The sequence below is a fragment of the Segatella buccae ATCC 33574 genome (genome assembly GCF_000184945.1).
Classification (GTDB): Bacteria; Bacteroidota; Bacteroidia; order Bacteroidales; family Bacteroidaceae; genus Prevotella; species Prevotella buccae.
In genome coordinates this window covers 1,132,591-1,152,616 of the sequence record NZ_GL586311.1, presented here as the reverse complement: position 1 = coordinate 1,152,616, position 20,026 = coordinate 1,132,591, and the positions used below count along the sequence as shown (strand labels likewise).

Annotated in this window: 21 protein-coding genes and 1 tRNA gene; 14 read left to right on the top strand and 8 right to left on the bottom strand. The window is 45.9% G+C overall.

Annotated elements, in window-relative coordinates; translation table 11 throughout:
* Positions 1–271 precede the first annotated feature (271 nt).
* The 5 genes from HMPREF6485_RS04380 (at position 272) to HMPREF6485_RS13950 (ending at position 3,421) form a co-directional block, all read left to right on the top strand.
* Complete coding sequence (locus HMPREF6485_RS04380; protein WP_004344952.1) at positions 272–754, top strand: hypothetical protein; 483 nt, start codon at positions 272–274, stop codon at positions 752–754.
* Positions 755–767: 13 nt separating this feature from the next.
* Entirely contained in the window at positions 768–1,229 is a 462-nt protein-coding gene (locus HMPREF6485_RS04375) for a hypothetical protein (RefSeq protein WP_004344950.1), read from the top strand.
* A 206-nt stretch (positions 1,230–1,435) separates the two neighbouring features.
* A complete protein-coding gene (locus tag HMPREF6485_RS04370; protein ID WP_004344949.1) occupies positions 1,436–2,005 on the top strand; it encodes a hypothetical protein in 570 nt (189 codons plus the stop codon).
* 735 nt (positions 2,006–2,740) lie between these two features.
* Positions 2,741–3,088, top strand: a complete 348-nt coding sequence (locus tag HMPREF6485_RS14220) for a hypothetical protein (RefSeq protein WP_004344947.1) — start codon at positions 2,741–2,743, stop codon at positions 3,086–3,088.
* A gap of 174 nt (positions 3,089–3,262) precedes the next feature.
* Positions 3,263–3,421: a hypothetical protein gene (locus HMPREF6485_RS13950; protein ID WP_004344946.1), complete on the top strand. Its 159-nt coding sequence runs from the start codon at positions 3,263–3,265 to the stop codon at positions 3,419–3,421.
* 126 nt (positions 3,422–3,547) lie between these two features.
* Here the strand turns inward: HMPREF6485_RS13950 and HMPREF6485_RS04360 are convergent, their stop codons facing one another.
* From HMPREF6485_RS04360 to dut, 4 genes are all read right to left on the bottom strand, one after another.
* The gene (locus tag HMPREF6485_RS04360) at positions 3,548–5,323 is read right to left on the bottom strand and encodes a murein hydrolase activator EnvC family protein (RefSeq protein WP_004344944.1); all 1,776 of its coding nucleotides are present in this window, start codon (positions 5,321–5,323) and stop codon (positions 3,548–3,550) included.
* Complete coding sequence (locus HMPREF6485_RS04355) at positions 5,324–6,214, bottom strand: DUF4292 domain-containing protein (protein WP_004344943.1); 891 nt, start codon at positions 6,212–6,214, stop codon at positions 5,324–5,326.
* Positions 6,211–7,887, bottom strand: a complete 1,677-nt coding sequence (locus HMPREF6485_RS04350) for a tetratricopeptide repeat protein (protein ID WP_152692569.1) — start codon at positions 7,885–7,887, stop codon at positions 6,211–6,213. The genes HMPREF6485_RS04355 and HMPREF6485_RS04350 overlap by 4 nt, the downstream gene beginning before the upstream one ends.
* Before the next feature lie 126 nt (positions 7,888–8,013).
* Entirely contained in the window at positions 8,014–8,451 is a 438-nt protein-coding gene (dut, locus tag HMPREF6485_RS04345; protein WP_004342673.1) for a dUTP diphosphatase, read from the bottom strand.
* Between the two features lie 114 nt (positions 8,452–8,565).
* Between dut and dgt the strand changes: the two genes are divergently transcribed.
* A complete protein-coding gene (gene dgt, locus HMPREF6485_RS04340) occupies positions 8,566–9,903 on the top strand; it encodes a dGTP triphosphohydrolase (protein WP_004344941.1) in 1,338 nt (445 codons plus the stop codon).
* A gap of 77 nt (positions 9,904–9,980) precedes the next feature.
* Here the strand turns inward: dgt and HMPREF6485_RS04335 are convergent, their stop codons facing one another.
* The 4 genes from HMPREF6485_RS04335 to HMPREF6485_RS04320 all read right to left on the bottom strand — a co-directional run bounded on the left by HMPREF6485_RS04335 (position 9,981) and on the right by HMPREF6485_RS04320 (position 13,328).
* Positions 9,981–11,282 (bottom strand): porin family protein, encoded by a 1,302-nt coding sequence (locus tag HMPREF6485_RS04335; protein WP_004344940.1) that lies wholly within the window; start codon positions 11,280–11,282, stop codon positions 9,981–9,983.
* A complete protein-coding gene (locus HMPREF6485_RS04330; RefSeq protein WP_004344939.1) occupies positions 11,279–11,845 on the bottom strand; it encodes an RNA polymerase sigma factor in 567 nt (188 codons plus the stop codon). Before HMPREF6485_RS04330 ends, HMPREF6485_RS04335 begins: the two co-directional genes overlap by 4 nt.
* Positions 11,846–11,872: 27 nt before the next feature.
* Complete coding sequence (locus HMPREF6485_RS04325) at positions 11,873–12,547, bottom strand: NigD1/NigD2 family lipoprotein (protein WP_004344938.1); 675 nt, start codon at positions 12,545–12,547, stop codon at positions 11,873–11,875.
* A gap of 214 nt (positions 12,548–12,761) precedes the next feature.
* Complete coding sequence (locus HMPREF6485_RS04320; protein ID WP_004344937.1) at positions 12,762–13,328, bottom strand: Ig-like domain-containing protein; 567 nt, start codon at positions 13,326–13,328, stop codon at positions 12,762–12,764.
* Positions 13,329–13,931: 603 nt separating this feature from the next.
* Here HMPREF6485_RS04320 and HMPREF6485_RS04310 point away from each other — a divergent pair.
* From HMPREF6485_RS04310 to HMPREF6485_RS04275, 8 genes are all read left to right on the top strand, one after another.
* Positions 13,932–14,016 (top strand) — tRNA-Leu (locus HMPREF6485_RS04310).
* Positions 14,017–14,250: 234 nt separating this feature from the next.
* Positions 14,251–15,177 (top strand): hypothetical protein, encoded by a 927-nt coding sequence (locus HMPREF6485_RS04305; RefSeq protein ID WP_004344935.1) that lies wholly within the window; start codon positions 14,251–14,253, stop codon positions 15,175–15,177.
* 120 nt (positions 15,178–15,297) lie between these two features.
* Positions 15,298–15,591: a helix-turn-helix domain-containing protein gene (locus tag HMPREF6485_RS04300; protein ID WP_004344933.1), complete on the top strand. Its 294-nt coding sequence runs from the start codon at positions 15,298–15,300 to the stop codon at positions 15,589–15,591.
* Positions 15,592–15,595: 4 nt separating this feature from the next.
* Entirely contained in the window at positions 15,596–16,786 is a 1,191-nt protein-coding gene (locus HMPREF6485_RS04295; RefSeq protein WP_004344929.1) for a primase-helicase family protein, read from the top strand.
* A gap of 267 nt (positions 16,787–17,053) precedes the next feature.
* Positions 17,054–17,965: a toprim domain-containing protein gene (locus HMPREF6485_RS04290; RefSeq protein WP_004344927.1), complete on the top strand. Its 912-nt coding sequence runs from the start codon at positions 17,054–17,056 to the stop codon at positions 17,963–17,965.
* Positions 17,966–18,108: 143 nt separating this feature from the next.
* Positions 18,109–18,462, top strand: a complete 354-nt coding sequence (locus tag HMPREF6485_RS04285) for a plasmid mobilization protein (RefSeq protein ID WP_004344923.1) — start codon at positions 18,109–18,111, stop codon at positions 18,460–18,462.
* Positions 18,459–19,379, top strand: coding sequence for a relaxase/mobilization nuclease domain-containing protein (locus HMPREF6485_RS04280; protein ID WP_004344921.1), 921 nt, complete (start codon positions 18,459–18,461; stop codon positions 19,377–19,379). Before HMPREF6485_RS04285 ends, HMPREF6485_RS04280 begins: the two co-directional genes overlap by 4 nt.
* A 2-nt stretch (positions 19,380–19,381) precedes the next feature.
* Positions 19,382–20,023: a hypothetical protein gene (locus HMPREF6485_RS04275; protein ID WP_004344919.1), complete on the top strand. Its 642-nt coding sequence runs from the start codon at positions 19,382–19,384 to the stop codon at positions 20,021–20,023.
* Positions 20,024–20,026: the final 3 nt, after the last annotated feature.

The following is a 20,026-nucleotide window of genomic DNA, read 5'->3' as shown; positions in this document are numbered from 1 at the left end:
TAGAAGACCAAGGGAAAAATTGAACTTTTCAACACCAAAGCAGGAGTTTTACAAATATTATGCGTAATATTGCACTTGCTGGTTGACTCTTTACGCAGAGTCATAACAGGTAGTGAGAGTAAAACTGCAAGAAAATTAAACCAAGGAATAAGAACGAACCATAAAGGGAAAACTTATCCGGTAAAAGATCCTAGATTCACTGAGTGATATGAGAAACTTTATTGCTATAATTATAATACTTACAATTTGCTGCTGTAAGACAAATAGCTCCATGGAAGAAGATACAGAAGTTGTATTTTCTCCGGGGTTAGTGGAATATAATCTCTTAAATACGGAGATAGTAGATTCTATTAAGAAGCCTGATAGTACGAATGAAATACCATCAAGTGATTATTTCTTTCTGTCTGCTCTTTTTTCCGACCTAAAGATAGAGGCAACAAATGATGCAAAGCCTCCATTCATTTTTATCAAATTTAATTCTATCCAATATATACTTGGGAAAAACAGAGTGATTGAAACCGAAAATAAAAAATTTATTATATCTGAATTTGATGATTACAAAATAAAATGTATAATACACTTTTACAACTTTATTGACAAAGAAAGTTTAGAACTCCTACCGGAAATAAAACGGTTCGGCATGCCTGCCGATTACCAATTCATCCCATCAGTTCCTCACAAGCCTACCAGGCCGTTTGTGAAGATAGTTCTTCAAGAACAATCGTGTACAACAAATAAAGAATTGCTGCAATAATCTTGAAAAGAAAATGAAAAAAAATACACGTAAATATCTTGTGACATTACCACTATTCATTTTACTTTTATTATGGTTCAATGACCTTTCGTCATATAGCAGAAGAATTGGCAATACTGGTTTCTATCTTGTTGAAACAATGGCCATGTCAAAAGATGGCAAACCGTTAGCGGGTTTGTATTATAAAACTACACCATCAGGATACAAAGGTGTGGAAATGCCGGGATTTCCAAAAGCTATTTTATGGAATGACAAGTATCTCATTTCTAAAAATTATGATGGAAACAATTCTGCTTTTTTCTGCTATGTTATAATCAATCAAGATAGTGTCAATGCATCAGATGGAAATATTGAAAACATCCGTGTTTTTATAACGGAAACCGATTATTACACTTATTTACAACAAATAGGATTATCAGAATCGAATATGAATCAAACAGATAATCATATAGCATGGTGGGAGGTGATCCTTTAAGAATTATAACCGTGTGGACTATAACCTAACCTGTTGTGGAATTAAGGTTACTAAATTTTATTGGCATAGTTTCACATTGGCAATTACGCCTTTGTACATATTTTCATTAAGCTATTGGATGAAAATAAATATATGTCTACACGCCCGACGAAGGGAAATACTTCACTAATTTTAACGGCGAAAAAAATAATAAACGCATATACAAAATGAAGAGAGCAAAGATTATAACAGCAATAGCCATCGGATTGATTCTGGCGGGCTGTATCTCCAGACAACAAGACAGTTCATTGGACGTAATGAATAAAATAGACTCATCTGTCATTAAACCTTCGCTAAAAGAGATTATTTACAAATATATCAAGCACCATCCTGACTATAAGAGTTATACGATAGTTACTGATGTCGCTTTGACAGATCCGCTCTCTGATGAACCATATTGTTATTTTATAATTTCACCAAGTTATCAATATGACGGGGAGTATAAAGAGTTCAACATAAAATGCCCGGCAAGTTATTTCAAATTTGACAACAAGATAGTTTTCATCGCCAGTAAGGCAGATGAACTGACCGCGCACCAAGAACGGTTAAAGACTTATAATAGTTATACCGATAGCATGACAACTGAGAAATATATAAATGCGTGTTGGCTCATTAGAATCCAAAAGAACATTGGCTCTTCGGAAATTGTCAGTACCAATGTTAAAAACTTTATTGGAATAAAGCAATTAAAAAGTGCCAAGTTTAAGGCTCCTATCTCTGACAAGCACAAAAGTTGATGGGCAGAAACAAATGCGAGATATATGATCTGTCCCCATCCGACATAGAACATGAAAGCTAGCCGTATGATGATATTCTAAAACTGCATGCTCTGCTGAAAAAACAAAAGGAGCAGTTATTACAAACACGAAACTACGAACAAAAACGCCATCTGGATATATATGTAAAAAGAGTCCAAAACAAACGCGCTTATTATAAAGCATTGAGAGAAGGAGATATTTTATATCCCCAACGAGGTGTGGAGGACGATCTGTCTTCACAACCGGGGTTGGACAACTTCGTATGTGAAGATGTTGCGGAAGAACTATTGCTAATACCGAGTAAAAAGCCATGAAAATGGAACGTATCAATAAAGTAAAGTTCTGAAGTTTCGCAAGTGAAGGATTACATGCATATACTAATGTAATTTTGGAATAAACCCAACGGAAGATTTCAAACAACACATCATTAAATTCTATGAACATTATAAATAAAAGTTTAGTGCAACAGATGATTATTCTATGTCATTATCATTGTTAATGCTATGCTTGGCTTTTCTTAATTGCACAGGGAAACAATCACAGTCATATTCATGCGACATCACGGTAGAGAAGATAAAAATAAGCGAGTGTGACACTTGTTATTATGTGTACGTGTTAGCAACCATTGGTGAGCCAAATGCTGACAGTGTGTATCTTCCACCTTATGTCGGGGAACATGGGGACAGATTAGATTGTCTGCCTTCATATATAAAAATGAAAATTCATAAGAAGGAAATCAATTTCAACAAGACACTTGGATTCGGTTTTATCCCAAAACAGGACAAAAGGAAAAAGTTACTGCTTCTATGGCAACAGGTAAGCAAAAATTATCTCCCCGTGGATAGCTTCAAAAAGATTTTCCAAAGGCAACTCTCTCTTATGATTTGGAAAAAGACTCTAACAAGTTTTATAAGAATCGAATTCTGTTTTACAGAAAGTATGGTGGCTTTGAAAGAAACGAGCGTGAAGTTATTTCACGTTACCGGCTGCCTGCTGACAGCAGTACTTTCAACTTTGTTGATATCATTCACCTCAAACGCGCTGCAAAATCTCGGAATCTGATAGTCATGATGCGCAATATCGACCCATGGTGGGACTATACATATTCTTGCGCCACGGAAGAAGAGTCAATGCCCTTTTATTAAGAACATAACTGTCACTTTTCCTTTCATGCTGTCATATTTTCTTTCATCTGTAATACCTTGACAATCATCCTCTTGTGGAGAAAATGACAGCATGACAGGAGAAAAACAGAAAAACAAATTTCGTGTATCCTCAACGAATCCTGCAACTGTTTTTGCTAAAGTTGAAAGACAAGGTGAAGTTACCGGACAGCAATCATTTGAATTACCAAGTAGATTTTATACAAACATAGAAGATTTGTATAAAGAGTAGCGGAAGACGGAGGAGTAAAAAGACAACAGCTTATAATGGAATTTGCTGATAGAAGTCCGTCCTTTTCAAGGCGCATTCTATCAGCAAATTCGACTAACACTCGCGATGCAACGCGCATCGCTGCTTCTATCTCCCCAACCAGACTTCGGGATTGAGCTTGGCCGTCTCCTTACGGAGTTGGAATTGCAGGATGTTGTCGCTGCCCACGGTGCCCAATCCTTGGCGGGTGCTCACTTTCTGGCCTCTATGCACACTGACGGATTTCAGGTTGGCATAAACGGAGATGTAGACACCATGGCGCACCATCACCACCCAAGAGCCTCCGAAACCTAACACGGCGCTCACCTCACCGTCGTAGATGGCTCGGGCACTTGCCCCGGCACTGCCGAGAATGTTGATGCCCTTATTGTCGAGTGTGACACCGGGCAGCCCCTCCACCGAATGTTGGCCGAAATGGCTCACTACACGATAGCTTCCCGTGATGGGCATGGGCAACCGGCCACGATTGGCCTCAAAGCCGTTGTTCATCATACGGTCTACCGTGGTCAGCGTGGCAGCCTCATGGGCTTCTTCCCTGGCCTCGGCAATGGCAGCCTCATTACGCTTTTTCTCCGCTTCCGCCTTGCGCTCGGTAGCCACACGGGCAGCTTCGGCTTCGCGGGCGGCCTGTTCGGCTCTTGCCCGCCTTTCGGCAGCACTGCGAGCCGCAGCTTCCGCAGCCTCCCGTTTGCGCGCCTCGGCAGCGGCAGCCTGCGCTTTGCGGGCCTCTTCAGCAGCCTTGGCCGCAGCCTCGGCCTCAGCCTTCAATCGGGCTTCGCGCTCTTTGGCCTCTTGGATGCGACGGGCATTTTCTCTTGCAGCAGCTTCGGCCGCGGCCTTGCGGCGTGCCAACTCTTCGGCACGCTTCTTGGCAGCAGCCTCAGCAGCGGCCTTGCGACGGGCCTCAGCAGCGGCACGCGCACGTGCCTTGGCTACCTCTTCGGCAATGAGCCGGTCGATCTGTGCATTGAGTGCAGCGTCTTTCTGGCGTTGCTGGGCTATGATGCTCTGAATGGTGCGCTGTTGTTTCTGCAAGCCCTGCACCACATTCTGCTGCTCGGCCTTCTTGTTTTCAAGGTTTGACTTCTCTTGTCTACCTTTATATAATAAAGAGTTCTTGGCACCCTTCACCCGTTTCAGTTCTTCGTGCTTGCCAGTCACCTGCGACTGCTTGGCCTTCACCAGTTCGCCTTGTGCCTTCTGATAGCCGGCATACTGGCGAATGAAACGCATCCGGCGATACATCTGGGCGAAATTGTCGGCACTGAACACAAACATCAACCTTTCCTGTACCGAATGGTGGCGCGACATGTAGCGCAGCGAACGGATATATTTGGCCTTGCGATCTTCAAGTTGCTGCTCGAGGGTTTGGAGCTGGCTTTTCAAAATACCGATGTTCCCATTGATGTGTACGATGTCCCGCTGTATGCCCTCAATGCTCTTCTGACTTTGGTCTATCTCAGAATTGATGACAAGCAAGTCCTGCAACCGCTTCTTCACATCCTCTTGATTGGCCCTGAGTGCTTGCTCCTGTTCCTTGATTTTCTTCTGGATGGCAGCCCGTTGCCCTTCCAGTCCACGGATGGAAGAATTGGAATAGCGAGGACGATTGCGGGTGGTGGAGGCCTGCTGCTTGGAGGCGGGAGTCGATTGCCGGTTGCCGGAAGTCTTCGTTCTGGCGGTTGCAGCCCGTTGAGGCTTAGCCTCCGTACCTTTACGCTTACCGGAAGCTGGAGTGGAAGTCTTTTTGCGAACAGGAGTCTGTGTCGTTCGTGCTTTCTCCCTATGCTTGGAATTCTTTTTCTGCGCAAAGGGAGTAAGGACGAATGAGAGAACGAGGAGCGTGGTGAGTAGTCTTTTCATTTACATTTTCATCAATTTACCCAATACGTCTTTCGGAGCCACTTTCTTGTATTTTGCCGACACTTGTGTCTGTGCCTCCCAATTGGCATCGGTCGTCACTTCGTCCATTTCGAGGGTGACGGTGGCCTGTTTGTTTTCCCGGGTGGCCGTGGTGGCCAAGCGGAACTGCTGATAGGCGGGGAACATCTTGACGCCCACGCTCTTGAAGTTGCCATAGTCCCAATCAAGCGTAGACCTGCCATACTGCGAACTGTCATACGTGATATGGGCCTTCTCTATCCGACCGGACACACGGTTGGCCTCCCATCTGTAAAGCATCTTGCCGTTACGGTAGCTCACGGGCAATGTCTGCGCCATGGAAGTCAGATCCACCTCAAACTTTTTCAGGTCTGACTCGGCCACCTTCTGATTACCCGGCAACAGCAGCTGGTTCCAGAAAAGCGCTTGGAGGGAATAGAACGTGATGCCCTGCTGTTGCAGGAAATCCACCTCCGAGTAGCCGGCCTTGATATATTCCTTGTGCAAACGGTCTACCACAAGCACATAGTCGGGCGTGAACTCAAGCCGTCCCACCTCCGTACCCAGTAAAGGGATGAAAAGTTGAATGCGAATCACCTCATCCTTGCGCATGTGAAGGGAGCCCGGCACCGTGACATCCTTGTCACCAGCCTGCAGACTGAACGACATGCTTCCAACAATGTTCTTGGCATAAATCTGGTTGTCGGAAACTTTTTGTACGAAAGACAAAGCGGTGGTAACAGGCTGTTGGGAAATCACGGCCGACGATTGGGACAGGTTACCCCCGTCTTTCACCACAGCCTTTTTGCCGGCACACGAAGCCAGCCCTATCAGCGCACAGAGTGCAACGGTCTTTATGATTGTTCTTTTCATTCTTTGATATATTTCTTTTGTTTGATTTTCTTAGGCAGCACGGCACTTTTACTTCCGGCCTTCAACGCCTTTTCCCAATATTCGAGTGCTTGAGGCATGTCGCCCCGCATGGCACTGATGTCACCTGCATGTTCGTAGTAGACATCGGAGACATCGGTGGAGTCGAGGTTCTGGAAGGCCTGATCGATATAGATTTTCGCCTCCTCATAACGGCCCTCCATGAAGAGAATCCAAGCGTAGGTGTCAAGATAGGTCGCATTTTTAGGTTCGGCCTTGATAGTCTTATAGCTCATCTGCTCGGCTTTCGGGAGTTCCTGATTGCGCACACTCAGATAGTAGGCATAGTTGTTGAGGCAAGCTATGTTGTCGTTCTTCCACTGGAGGCAACTGTCGTAGGCAGCAAAAGCCTCCTCAGTACGTCCCTTTTGATTAAGAATGTCGCCCATCAACGCATAGAAATCAGACACAAACTCCGGATTGCTGTTGCTCTTGATTTGCGAAACACCCCTGCGAAAAGCGTCAAGTGCAGCATCGGTCTGCTCTTTCTGGTAATAGGCCATGCCCATAAAGTAATAGAATGCCATTTCGTCGGGATTGTATTGCTGGGCCGGACGGCACATCGCGATAACCCCATCATAGTTTTTCTTGGCCCAAAGTGCCTGTATCAACTGCAAACGGGCACCGGCATTGTCGGGAGCTATATCAAGCACATGCCGGAAAGCCTGCATAACAGAATCCTCGGGCATCTTCTTAAGTGACATGTAGGCGGCTTTCAGCTCTGCCATGTCGGCATTGGACTGCGGCAAAGCCAAAACGCGGTTGAACACGGCCAGCACCTCGGTGGAATCGCCCCCGGAGGTCTCGTTCTTGTGAATGAGTTGTCGCATGAGCGTGGTCTTAGTGGCCATCTCGGTCTTGGGATTGAGGAGCATACGGTCGAGCAACCGGTCGGCAAGCCCCTCCTGCCCGATGGCATTGTAATAGTCGTAGAGTGACGACTGGGCGTAGGCATTTTCCGGTTCTTCCTTCAACACTCCCATAAAGTATTTATAAGCCTCCTTCTGCCTTTCGTTCTGCATGAGCCAGTTGCCGAGCATCACCTGATAGTTCAAGTCGAGCGGATGATTGTCCACAAGCGACTTGAGTGCACGGTAGGCTGCTTTCTTGTCGCCTGCCATGTCATACACCTGCATCTTGGCCAGCGTGAGCTGTTCGCTCTCCCCCTGAGCCGTTTCCAAGCGGTTGAGCGTCTCTATCACCTTCGCAGGCTGCTTCTGTTGCTGGTAGAGTTGGCTGAGCATCTGCAAGACTTCTGTGTTGTCGTGGTTGTGGGCATAAAGATTTTCGTAGGCCTCTATCGCTTTGGGATAGTTGCCGGACCCAATGTAGTGTTGTGCCACACGCTCCATGTAGGCGGTGTTGTCGGGATTCAACTCGGCGGCCTTGAGCAGATAGGCCAACGCCGTGGAATCGTTTTTCATCGAAGAATAGTACATGGCCAGATAATAATACACTTCCGCAGCCTTCGGATCAATGTTCCGGGCATGCTGAAAGAGATCGAAGGCAGCGTCATGCCGGCCCGCACTCAACTGCCGTGCTGCTTCCAAAAAGAAGTAGTCAAACCGCCTACGAGCATCAACCGACAAACTGTCTTGCTCTGTCTTTACAGGCACAACGCCTCTCTTATGCCGCCCCGAAGAAGGCAATGCCAAGGTCAAAATCGGCACTAACAAGCACAGGATAACGATATATTGCACCTTTATCTTCAACACGATGTTTTTCCTTTCTGTTCCCATTTTTCATTTCATGCCCGTATGCCCGTAGCCTCCGGCTCCGCGCTCGGTCTCATCGAGTCCATCAACAGCGATGAGTTCACCCTGTTCGTGACGAGCTATAACCATTTGGGCAATACGCTCACCGTCGTTAACCACAAATTCGTCAGTGGAGAAATTCACGAGCAGCACCATCACTTCCCCACGATAGTCGGCATCCACCGTGCCCGGCGTGTTGAGCACAGTGACGCCATGCTTCAAGGCCAAGCCGCTGCGCGGACGCACTTGGCCCTCATAACCTGCCGGAAGGGCAATGTACAGCCCCGTCGGGATGAGCCGCCGCTCCATCGGACGAAGCGTTACGGGAGCCGAGAGATTGGCCCTCAAATCCATACCGGCACTCTGCGCCGTGGCATAAGTAGGCAAGGGATGATGGCCTTTATTGACTACCTTTATCTGAATCATGACAGTTGGCTTTCTATTATAAATAATGTGCAAAAATAATCATTTCCAATCACATAAGTGAATATTTCATTGGAAAAAGGGCTGTTTTTAGCCAATTTTAATTACTTTTGCCCTATGAAATGGCAACAACTGATATCCAACATGCGTCTCGGACAGGAGCACCGCCACCCGTTGAGACACGACGACCGCTCTGAATTCAAGCGCGACTACGACCGTCTCATCTTCTCCGCGCCGTTCCGCAGACTCCAAAACAAGACCCAAGTGTTCCCGCTCCCGGGCTCCATCTTCGTACACAACAGGCTCACCCATAGCTTGGAGGTGGCCAGTGTGGGCATGTCGCTCGGTACCGACGTGGCCCGAAAACTCAAGACACTCCATCCCGAACTCACGGGAACGCTCTTCGAAGAGATTGGCACCATCGTGTCGGCGGCTTGTCTGGCCCACGACTTGGGAAATCCACCATTTGGGCACTCCGGCGAAAAGGCCATACAGACATTCTTCACCGAGGGCGAGGGCAACTATCTGCACCAACAGCTGAGTCCGGAGTTCTGGGATGATCTCACCCACTTCGAGGGCAACGCCAACGCATTCCGCCTGCTCACCCACCGCTTTAAGGGCCGTCGTGAGGGTGGATTCGTCATGACCTACTCCATGTTGGCCAGTATCGTGAAATATCCGTTCGCCAGCAGTCTGGCCGGCAGTCACGGAAAATTCGGCTTCTTCGTATCGGAGACAGAGAGCTACCAAAAGATTGCCAACGAACTGGGCATCACCCGTAAATCGGGGAAGGGCGAACCGCTCTGCTATGCCCGCCATCCGCTGGTGTATCTTGTGGAAGCTGCCGACGACATCTGCTACGAAATCATGGACATCGAGGATGCCCACAAGCTCAAAATCCTGTCGTTTGAAGAAACGAAAGAACTGCTTTTGGGATTTTTCGACGACGGGGAGAAGGACGAGATATGCCGGCGCATGGAAGAAGAACATGTGACCGACCTCAACGAGCGGGTGGTCTATATGCGGGCTTGTGCCATTGGCAAACTTGAACATGACTGCGTGGATGTTTTCGTGGCACACGAGCAGGATATCCTCGACGGCACCTTCGAGAAGAGTCTGATAAAGCATCTGCCCCAACGGGAGCTTGATGCATATAAACGCTGCGCGGAAATTTCTCGGCAAAAGATTTATCTCAGCAAACCCGTCCTTGACATCGAACTGTCGGGTTACAAAATCATGGAAACGCTGATGAGTGTCTTTATCGAAGCTGCCGTAAACCCCGAACGATTCCACAGCCAACAGCTCATACGGCGCGTAAGCAGCCAGTACGACATTTCCGGAGACCAACAGGAAACGCGCATTATGGCTGTCATCGACTACATCAGCGGCATGACCGACATCTACGCGCTTGACATCTATCAGAAAATCAACGGCATCAGTCTGCCAATCGTATAAACCACCCTCCCTATCACACTTCGCCGCCCGGCTTGTCTCGCTGAGACAAGCCGGGCGGCGTTTTCATTTTCCAACCTTTATCGGTTGATATGGATCCGCAAACCCATGTTGAGGCTGAAGTTGGCAGGGCGTTCCTTATAGATATTCTCCACACCGCTCCCGTTATTAAAGTGGTAGCTTACGCCGGGTTCTACGTAGGCACCGATCTCTCCACCTATCCTGTATTCCACTCCGACAGCCGCCCTGACAGAAAATTGCGGCCTCCCCTCCTTCACGCTACCAGTGGAGACTCCGGCATCATTATCGCCTTTTGCACTTCTGCCAAGTTCCCCTTTGACCAGCTTTTCCACTTCTCCTCCTGCAACTGCATAGAGATTAAGCCCTTTGGTTTTCAACACACTGTAGCTCACGGCAACGGGCACGCCCACATAGTGCAGCCGCTGTTCGGCCACGCTCGCTTCTGCCTCCTTGACATAGGAAAACTTAGAAGAAAGATAGCTATAAGTCACTCCTGCTTGAACGCCCCACCGCCCATCGATGCTGTATCTTACCGATACTCCAAACTTGACCGGCTGACGATGTTTGGTCTCAGTTCTCACCTCGTCGGAACCCGTAATATTCTTCCGCGTATTGCCCCCAGAAAACTCTCTGTCATAGTCGCCTATCGGTTCTGCCGAGGCCAACAAGATGCCTTGGGCACCATTGGAAGTCCCTACAGAACCACCATAAGCAGTGCTGATACAGAACCTCGAACCTCCGGTTTCTCCTCCAAATCTTCTCCGATTTTCTTCCGGCTCCGCCCATTCGCGGGGCTTTCTCGTATCCGTTCCGGGCTTCGTCGCGCTGTTGGTTTTCGGAGTAGCACTGTCATTTCCCCTTTTTCCGCCTTCAGTTTCCGTCCGTCCATCCGGAGAGATGGCCACCTGTGTTCCCTCACCAGCATTAGGACCCGCGACGGCAACTCTCTTTTCCGACCTTTCCGGTTCACCTTTGCGGGCTACAAACGAGGCAAGAAGCCTGCCCGAAGACACCACTGGGAGTTGCAAAGTGTGGTCTTCCGTCTGCCCACTCTTAAAGGAATGACCGGCAGACTCCGCCCCACCACTTTCACTCGGTTGCCTTGCAAGCTGATGGGTGTCGGGCTGTTGTTGCTCCAACAGCTGCCACAAGCACACTCCACAGACCAGAACGGCAGCCACCGATGCGGCCCGCCGGCCCCACATCGGAATCGTCTTTGCCTTTTGCCGTTGCGCGGACAGGGGGGCAATGCCCCGGCGCTTCATCTCCGCCTTCACATCGTCAAGAAGGCCTTCCGGCGCCTTTGCTCCGCCCCCATCCAGTATCCGGGCGCGCAACTTGTCGAGCCATGGTTCTTTCATCGCCGTTCCTCCCATATTTGTTGTTCTTTTATCATTTTGGCAAGCATGTTTTTAGCCTTGTGAAATTGTGATGCCGAGGTGTCGGCCTTAATATTAAGAAGCTGTGCTATCTCCTTATGGCTTTTCCCTTCAATCGCAAACAGATTGAACACAGCCCTGTAGCCCGATGGCAATCTAAGTATCAGCTCTGTTATCTGCGAGACAGACAAGCTGTCCACTTCAGGCTCCTCCTCATGCAAAGCGGGCGGTTCAACCTCCCAATCCACCCACATTGAGGCCTCATTGTCTCTCAGAAAATGGAGTGCCTCGTTGATGGCGACCCTCGTCACCCACGCTTTCAGCGAACCTTTGCCTCTATACTCAAACGTGGCAATCTTCGTGAAAATCTTGATGAAACACTCCTGCAAGACATCATGCAAATCTTCTTTGTTCTGGACATACCTTGAGCATACTCCTGCCAGATAATCAGCATATTCGCTGTAGAGTTCATCCATTGCACGAGCGTCACCCTTGCCAAAAAGACCGATCAACCGTTGCTCTCTGTTGTCTCCAAACAAATTCATCTATACCGCTGCCCGCTATTCACCGCATCATTTTCGTGTGCGATACTTGAACTTTACACTCTTCTCTCCGCTGAAAGACCGCCATTTCAGGGTCAGGTAGACCTCCTTGCCTCCCGTGTCGGGCAAGTCACTCAAGCGGAAAGCGATAAGGCCATCCTGCACTCTGTTTTTGAAATCGCCCGCAGCATTGTGGTACAGCCTCACCTCGTATGGCTTGTCGGTTTTGACCAGATTGACAATGTGCGTCCTCATGCCACCGAAATAGGTTCTGAAGCGCAGCGTCAGATAGCCGTCTTCCACGACCGTTGTCCAATCTCTCACAATTTCGACAGGATCGGTGCCGTAGGTGGCATCGTTTTTGTCGCCAAGATTCGGAGCCATAGCCTTCGTCCGGATAGAGTCTATCCAGTTGACATAGGCACTCTTGGAGTAATGCCCCGACTGCCCTTCACCTATCTTGAAATTGGCCAGGGCCCTCACCTCCTTATTGCCGTAGGGAGAGGTCTTCATGTTGGTGGGAAGAATGGTCGTGGAGTCGTCCAGCTGCATGAAGAATGTGCCGTCGGTGGGATTGGTCTTCAGTGTGACCAGAGCATTGGGATAGTTGACTGCATTGTCGTCATCGTCGTCCAAACAAGACTGAAAACTCATCGTGGCCAGCATCGTGGCCATCACCATGAAAATCATTTTAACCCGTTTCATACGCTTTGATATTTTAGTTTCTATACATTAAATACAGCAGTTGCCAAAATCTTGCCTGCCGGATGGGACTATTATGCGGACCAAGGCCAAAAAACCGCAAAATGCCCTAAAAGGAGAAGTCCGGTTCCTCGGGCCGTATGGTCGAAAAACCGGACACACCTGCGGCCCAGGAAATCCGCACCCGGACTTCCCTACACAGGGCCGGGATTCAGGGTTATTTCACTGTGACTGTGATGATGCCGGCAGTCTTGTTCTTGTCGATCACGGTGACGGTGGTGCTTCCGGCCTTTACGCCTTTGACAGTCACTTTGGCATCTTTCACACTGACAGTGGCTATCTTGCTGTCTTTCACCGTGGCGGTGTAGGGCGCAGTGCCCGACTTAACCATCACCACCTCCTCTTTGCCGATGCCCACTGTGACAGTCATCTTGTCAAAAGACAAAGGAGCTACGACCGTGAAGGGGATGCTCCCCATCTGCTTGTTCTTGTCGGTCACCATGATGGTGCCCTTGCCGGCCTTCACACCGGTGACGGTCATCATGTTTTTATCGACCTTGACGGTGGCCAGTTTATCGTCGCTCGACTTTGCCGTGAAGGGCTGTGTGCCGGAAGTAATCTTGACGGTAGCAGTTGCTCCCTGAGCCACTTCCACCTTGGCGGCACTGAATCGCAGTCCGGGATTGTTGTCGTCATCCTTACTGCAAGAAGCCAACACTACTGAACCAAGGCAGCAGGCTGCCAACACCATTGATTTAAAAACATTTTTAGTTTCCATTGTCATTGTCTTTTAATTGTTTAAATTATGCTTATTAACTCGAAAATCTATATCAATTTGCATATTAAATACACCAACAACGAAATCTTGCCTACGAAAAGCAGAAAATATGTTAAAGCCGTTTCGTTTCCCGATTGCAACACATCCCGCCTCGCGACAGGCTGTCCGGGGAGTGGTGCAAAGCCACTGCACGGCCCGCGCATGGCTCTCGCACCACTCGTGCATGGGCTCTGCACGGATGGTGCAAGGGCCATGCACCAATTCAACACTACCCAAACGGCCGCCCGGAGGAGTCTCCAAGCGGCCGCAGAACCTTTGAAAAGGCAGGACAGGTCAAGCCAAAGCAGCTTTCATGTCGGCTACGGCGAGCAACGAATGGCCCAAACCGGTGAGCGACGGGGAATACAACCGGCCGAATGTCAAACGGCAAAATTACGCTTACTTATTACTACTACGGCTGTCTCTTTACCGCCTCTTCAATTACCCCTTCAGCCTCTTCAATTACCCCTTCAACCCTTTATCAGTCCTTTACCGCATGATTTTCCTTTAAAAACTTGTGTGATTTAGAAAATATATGTATCTTTGCACCCGTCTTCACATAGACGCCACGCCCAGATGGCGGAATCGGTAGACGCGCTGGTCTCAAACACCAGTGGAGCAATCCATCCCGGTTCGAGCCCGGGTCTGGGTACCACAAATCTCTTGTAAATCGTTGATTTACAAGAGATTTTTCTTTTTTAGTATGTACTAAAAGTGTACTTTCTAACAAAACTATTGGAAAGGTGTACTTTTATAGTATTTCACCTCTTAGATTTATATTTAATTAACGACAGCTCTTCCCTTTTATTCTGTTTATTTCCCTTTCTTGGCTTTTTCTCCAATGAATACCCTATCTTTGTAAACAGTACCCACCATAGAGAATTGCAAAATGGAAAATGACAATCTAAAGATACAGCTTGACAGTATTCAACGAATATTAAGCTATTGCATTACCCAGACCTACAATGTGCTCATTGGAAATATTCTGAGGAAGAAGAGTTGCATCAACAATATACAGTTCCAAGAGATTTTACAAAAAGAATATATCCGAATAACCGAAGAACTATCTTCCATTTATCTGAATTATCCTGCCCTTTCGTGTGTGGAAGAATCTTATAACGAAAATAGTTTCTTATGGGATAGCACTTTCTATGAATCATTGAACAAAGAGCAAAAGGGGAAGTATTCTAACTTTGATTTGGTAACGTTCGATTATAGTAAGTATGTTGAGAATCACACTTTGTACGATGAAGTCCTTCCGATGTTTTCATCGCTCATTGATGCAATTCTTTATGAACGTTATGCAAATTATCTAAAATGTGAGATTGAAAAGATAGAAATAAGCGAAATCAAGAATTCTTTTCAACGCCATTCTACAATTGTCTATGATGACATCGAGCCAAGTCAGCTAAAAGAAAAACCTGTGATTGTTGGCAATGAAATCAATCCTTTCAAATCTGATTTTTCGGAAGAACAGATTGAAATACTAACTGATTGCATCAATGAAGTTAAACTTTTTACGACCAGTGTTTCACCAAAGATTACTAAAAGTTTATTTGATTGTAATCTGAAAGGAGTACTAAAATCAAACAATAACCGACTACTTGCGTATCTCATGCAAAGTCTTAATCTTCGGGGATACGTAACTAATGAATGGCAGTCTACCATTGCACGCAGTAAACTCATATTGGGAAAAACCAAAGACACACCATTAACACGAACTGACCTTTCCACTGCAACAGATCAAATCAACATGAAGCAGCCGAAAGGATGGGAAATCATAGATAAATACATCAAACAACTGAAAAAAGATTGAGCATAGGTTGATACGTCAAACATTGCTCAATGCCAGTTCCTTTTATCGTTTCTAATTTTGCCCTCGTTAACAGCAACGAGGGTGCGCACCCTCTATCGTTTTACCTAACAAATAAAAAATATGGAAAAGACCATAGAGGAACGAGTTTACGAACTCGAACAACTTCTCTTTACAAACAAAAATGTGCTTAGCTTTGATGAAGCAAGCAAGTTTCTCAATCTATCAAAGAGTTATCTTTACAAGCTCACATCGGGCAATCTGATTCCTCATTATAAGCCACAAGGTAAGATGCTTTATTTTGAGAAAGCAGAACTCGAAGCATGGCTGCGTCAAAATCCTATCAAGACTTCTGCGCAAATAGCCCAAGAAGCACAGAGATATATCATGGGTAGCAAACCTTTAATGCAGAAGTAAGGCTATGGAAAACGAGAATTTCATTCGTGTTGGCACAACCTTGTATAAGATTGTAAACCAACCTCGCATTAATGGTGGCTTTGTCAAGAAGCGTATTGTGTGGAACAATGAGACACTACGGCAGGACTATGGAAAAGATTTCATTGCCACAGTCCCAAAGTACGATGGTTTCTGTACTGTTCCTAATCATGTGGATTATCAGCCTGTGATTGATAAATTCCTGAATCTCTATGAACCGATAGGACACCAACCAAAAGAAGGAGAGTTCCCACACATTGAATCCCTGATAAGGCATATATTCGGGGAACAATACGAGTTGGGTATAGACTACTTGCAGTTGCTCTACCTCCAACCCGTGCAGAAACTCCCCATCCTCCTGATGGTGTCAGAAGAACGCAATACAGGCAAGAGCACGTTCCTTAATTTTCTCAAAGCCGTATTCCAGAACAATGTAACTTTCAACACCAATGAGGATTTTCGCAGTCAGTTCAATGCGGATTGGGCAGGTAAGCTGCTTATTGTGGTGGACGAGGTTCTGCTCAATCGCAGGGAAGACAGTGAACGACTGAAAAACCTCAGCACAACACTTTCCTATAAGGTGGAAGCTAAGGGCAAAGACCGAGACGAAATCTCCTTCTTTGCCAAGTTCGTGCTGTGTTCCAATAACGAGTTACTCCCAGTCATCATCGACGTGGGAGAAACCCGATATTGGGTAAGGAAGATAGAACGTCTTAAAAGCGATGATACCGACTTTCTGCAAAAGCTGAAAGCCGAAATTCCTGCCTTTCTCTATTTTCTGCAACACCGAGCTCTGTCCACCCATAAGGAAAGCCGTATGTGGTTTGCGCCCAAACTGACCTTTACACCAGCCTTGCAGCGCATCATCCGCAGTAACCGAAACAAGTTGGAACTTGAAATGTCCGAATTGTGTCTTGACATTATGGAAATGAATAACGTTGAGGAAGTCTCTTTCTGCATCAATGACATGATGCCGCTTTTGAGTAATACGCAATGCAAGTACGACAAAGGGCAGATAAGGAGGATTGTGCAGGACATCTGGAAACTCACACCTGTGTCTAATACGCTGACCTACACCACCTACCAACTCAGTTACAACGCTCCGCAGTATTATTCTCCTATCCGAAGGACCGGCAGGTTCTATACTATTACCAAGGAGCAGCTTAAGGGTCTCTAAACAATTTTATATCCATTATTTTGATGAAATGATGAATAGACCATATAAAGTATTCAGTACAAGTTGTTTACGTTCTAATCTTTTGCTCATCATGGATACTCTGCTGATGAAAAAAGAAAAGGATTGTGTTTTTCTTTTCGGCAGTAACTCCATTTTGTTGAGTAGTACGATGAGGGTGCGATGAGTGCAAAACCATCTGATAACCATATAGATAAAATCAAATTCATCAATTCATCAATTTTTTCATCACTTTAACTTCCTACAATCATGAATATAAAGGAAATCAAACAAATTAAGTTGCAGGACTTTCTTGCAGCAATGGGCTGTAAACCCGTAAAACAATATGGTGTCAACCTCATGTACCTTTCTCCATTAAGGACGGAGAAACACGCATCATTCAAGGTAAATACAGAAATCAATCAATGGTATGATTTCGGTATTGGCAGGGGTGGCAATATCATCGCCCTTGCAGAGTTGCTCTACAATTCCTCTGATGTATCTTATCTCATTCGTCAGATTGAGCGTAATGCACCAAGCAGCGTGTCTTTCAGTCTGCCCACAATCAAGCCAATCACACCGCAGAATTCCTTTGAGCATCTTCAAGTGCTTCCTCTCATTCATCCAGCCCTTATCAAATATCTTGAGGAAAGGTGTATTGATGTTGAGACGGCAAGAACCATGTGTAAGGAGCTACACTTTGACACAAGGGGCAAGCATTACTTTGGTATTGGTTGCCCCAATACTGCAGGTGGTTACGAAATACGTAATCCGTTCTTCAAAGGCTGCATTGCACCAAAAGACATCAGCCATTTCTATGCAGAAGAGCTGAAGAAAGTATGTTTTATTTTCGAGGGCTTCATGGACTTTCTTTCATTTATGACGCTCCGAAGAAAGGAGAATGATGGACTGAAACTGCAAGATTATTTGGTACTCAATTCTGTAACGAATATTCATAAGGCTGCAAAGAGATTATCACGCTATGATAGCGTTCAATGTTTCTTGGACAATGACGAAACAGGAAGAAATGCCTATCTGCAATTATCAAAGGAATTGGGAAAACCTGTTACGGATGCATCAACCTTATATAATGGCTACAAGGACTTGAACGAATATCTGTGTGCTGAATCCAAGCATCCAGAGAAAGCTGAAATAAAGAAATCCAAAGGGATTAAGCTGTGATTACAGGAATAGTTTGGCATAATCTGTTTTTCGGGGAGCAAGTTTATGTTTTGGGCATACCAAAACCACTTGCTCCACCTCCTGACACTCGGTGCAGAGGGCTATCCCGTTGGTCTCCATCAAAACAAATTAAAGAAACCAATATGACTAAATCAGAATACAACAAAGGTGGTCGCCCAACTAAAGGCGCAGCCGAAAAGAAGAAATACCGTATCACGGTGAAACTGAACACGCAGGATTACTATACGCTCAAAGGCAAAGCCAAAAGCGCAGGAGTAACCATGAGTGAGTTTGTAAGAAAAGTTCTTGAGGAAGGAAATGTCATTGAACGACTGACAGTAGAGCAAGCAGGTTTCATTCGCAAGCTGTGTGGAATGGCAAATAATCTCAATCAGTTGGCACATCGTGCCAATGCGGAAGGGTTTCATGTCATTGCTCCTTTCCATAAAACCATCATTGGCAAGATAGATGAAATATTAAATCTGATACGAAGATGATAGCCAAAATTATGAAAGGTTCGGGCTTCAAGGGTGTTATCAATTACATCCTTGACCCGAAGAAAGGAACAGAACTTATAGACAGTTCCGGAGTGAGAACAGACAGTATCAACCATATTGTTCAAAGTTTCATCGACCAAACAGAACTTAATCCACGAGTGGGTAAGGTTGTGGGGCATATCTCCCTAAGTTTCTCTGCACAAGACTCCCCAAGACTCAGCAATGAGTGGATAGTGAAAGTAGCTCGTGAGTACTTGGATAAGATGGGAATAAAAGATACGCAGTACATTATCGGTCGCCATTTCGATAAGGAGCACCCGCATGTGCATATTGCATTCAATCGGATAGACAATAACGGCAAGACGATCTCTGACCGTAACGACAGATTCAAAAGTGAGAAGATTTGCAAAGAACTGACCACCAAATATGGTTTATACTTTGCCGATGGTAAGGAGAAAGTCAAAGAGTATCGCTTGAAAGAACCTGATAAGACCAAGTATGAAATCTATCAGACGTTGAAAACAGAAATTACTCGGTGCAGGGAATGGAAAGACCTTCTTACTCATTTGAAAAAACAAGATATTGATGTCCGCTTCAAGTACAAAAGCAACTCACAGGAGGTGCAGGGTATCATCTTTGAAAAGAACGGTTATCATTTCAATGGCTCTAAAGTGGATAGGAGTTTCAGTTATTCCAAGATAGACTTTGCCCTGCAACAGAATAACAGGGAACACGAACAGCAGACACAAGGAATGATAAACCTCATATCCAATGTTGCAAGTGTTACGAGCGAAATTACCAACAACCTCATAGAAGGAGGATTGGATTTGTTTCAAACTCATGGTACTGTCCCTGCGGAGGTTTATAACACACTCGATAAAAAGAAGAAAAAGAAAAAACGTAAAATACATTTATAAGTATGGCCGATAATAATACATTTGTCCTCTTTGAGGAAATCAAAAATAAACTGGAGACAATTTACAGGGAGCTAAAGGAGTTGAAAGAAAAGGAGAATGGTTCTGTTTCCCTCCCTGTTCAATCTACACCAGCACAAAGTGATGAGCAGAAAGAACAAGAATTGCTCAAACAGTATGAGCAGCGAACAAAAGATGTGCTCAACGAGTACATTGGTGTGCAAGTGCGCATCAAAGACGAGGAAGCTAAGTCCATTGACAAATTGGTGGCAAACGTCCTGACCATGTTGCACGAGTGGCAGGAACAGAAAGAACAGCCAAAGCAACAAGAGCACATCCATAGACACAGTTTTGACATCAAGTCATCGAAAGTCTTTACTACCGTGGTGGCAGTGTCTGTCCTCTGTTTTGTTTCTTTGGTCGGTATTTTTTTCTTATGGCAAAGCAAACAGCAATACAAGGATGATGCCTTGAAATTTCGTATCATTAGAGTATGGCGAGGTTGCAGCCCTAAGGAAATCCTATGGCTTAACGATGTATTTGACATTCATCGCAATGAAAAGACAATCAAGCTAATCAAGGAGAAAGCCGATGGTTACGATATGGATTTGAAGCAAAAGGCAGATAGCTTGATGCAAAAGAAATAGAAA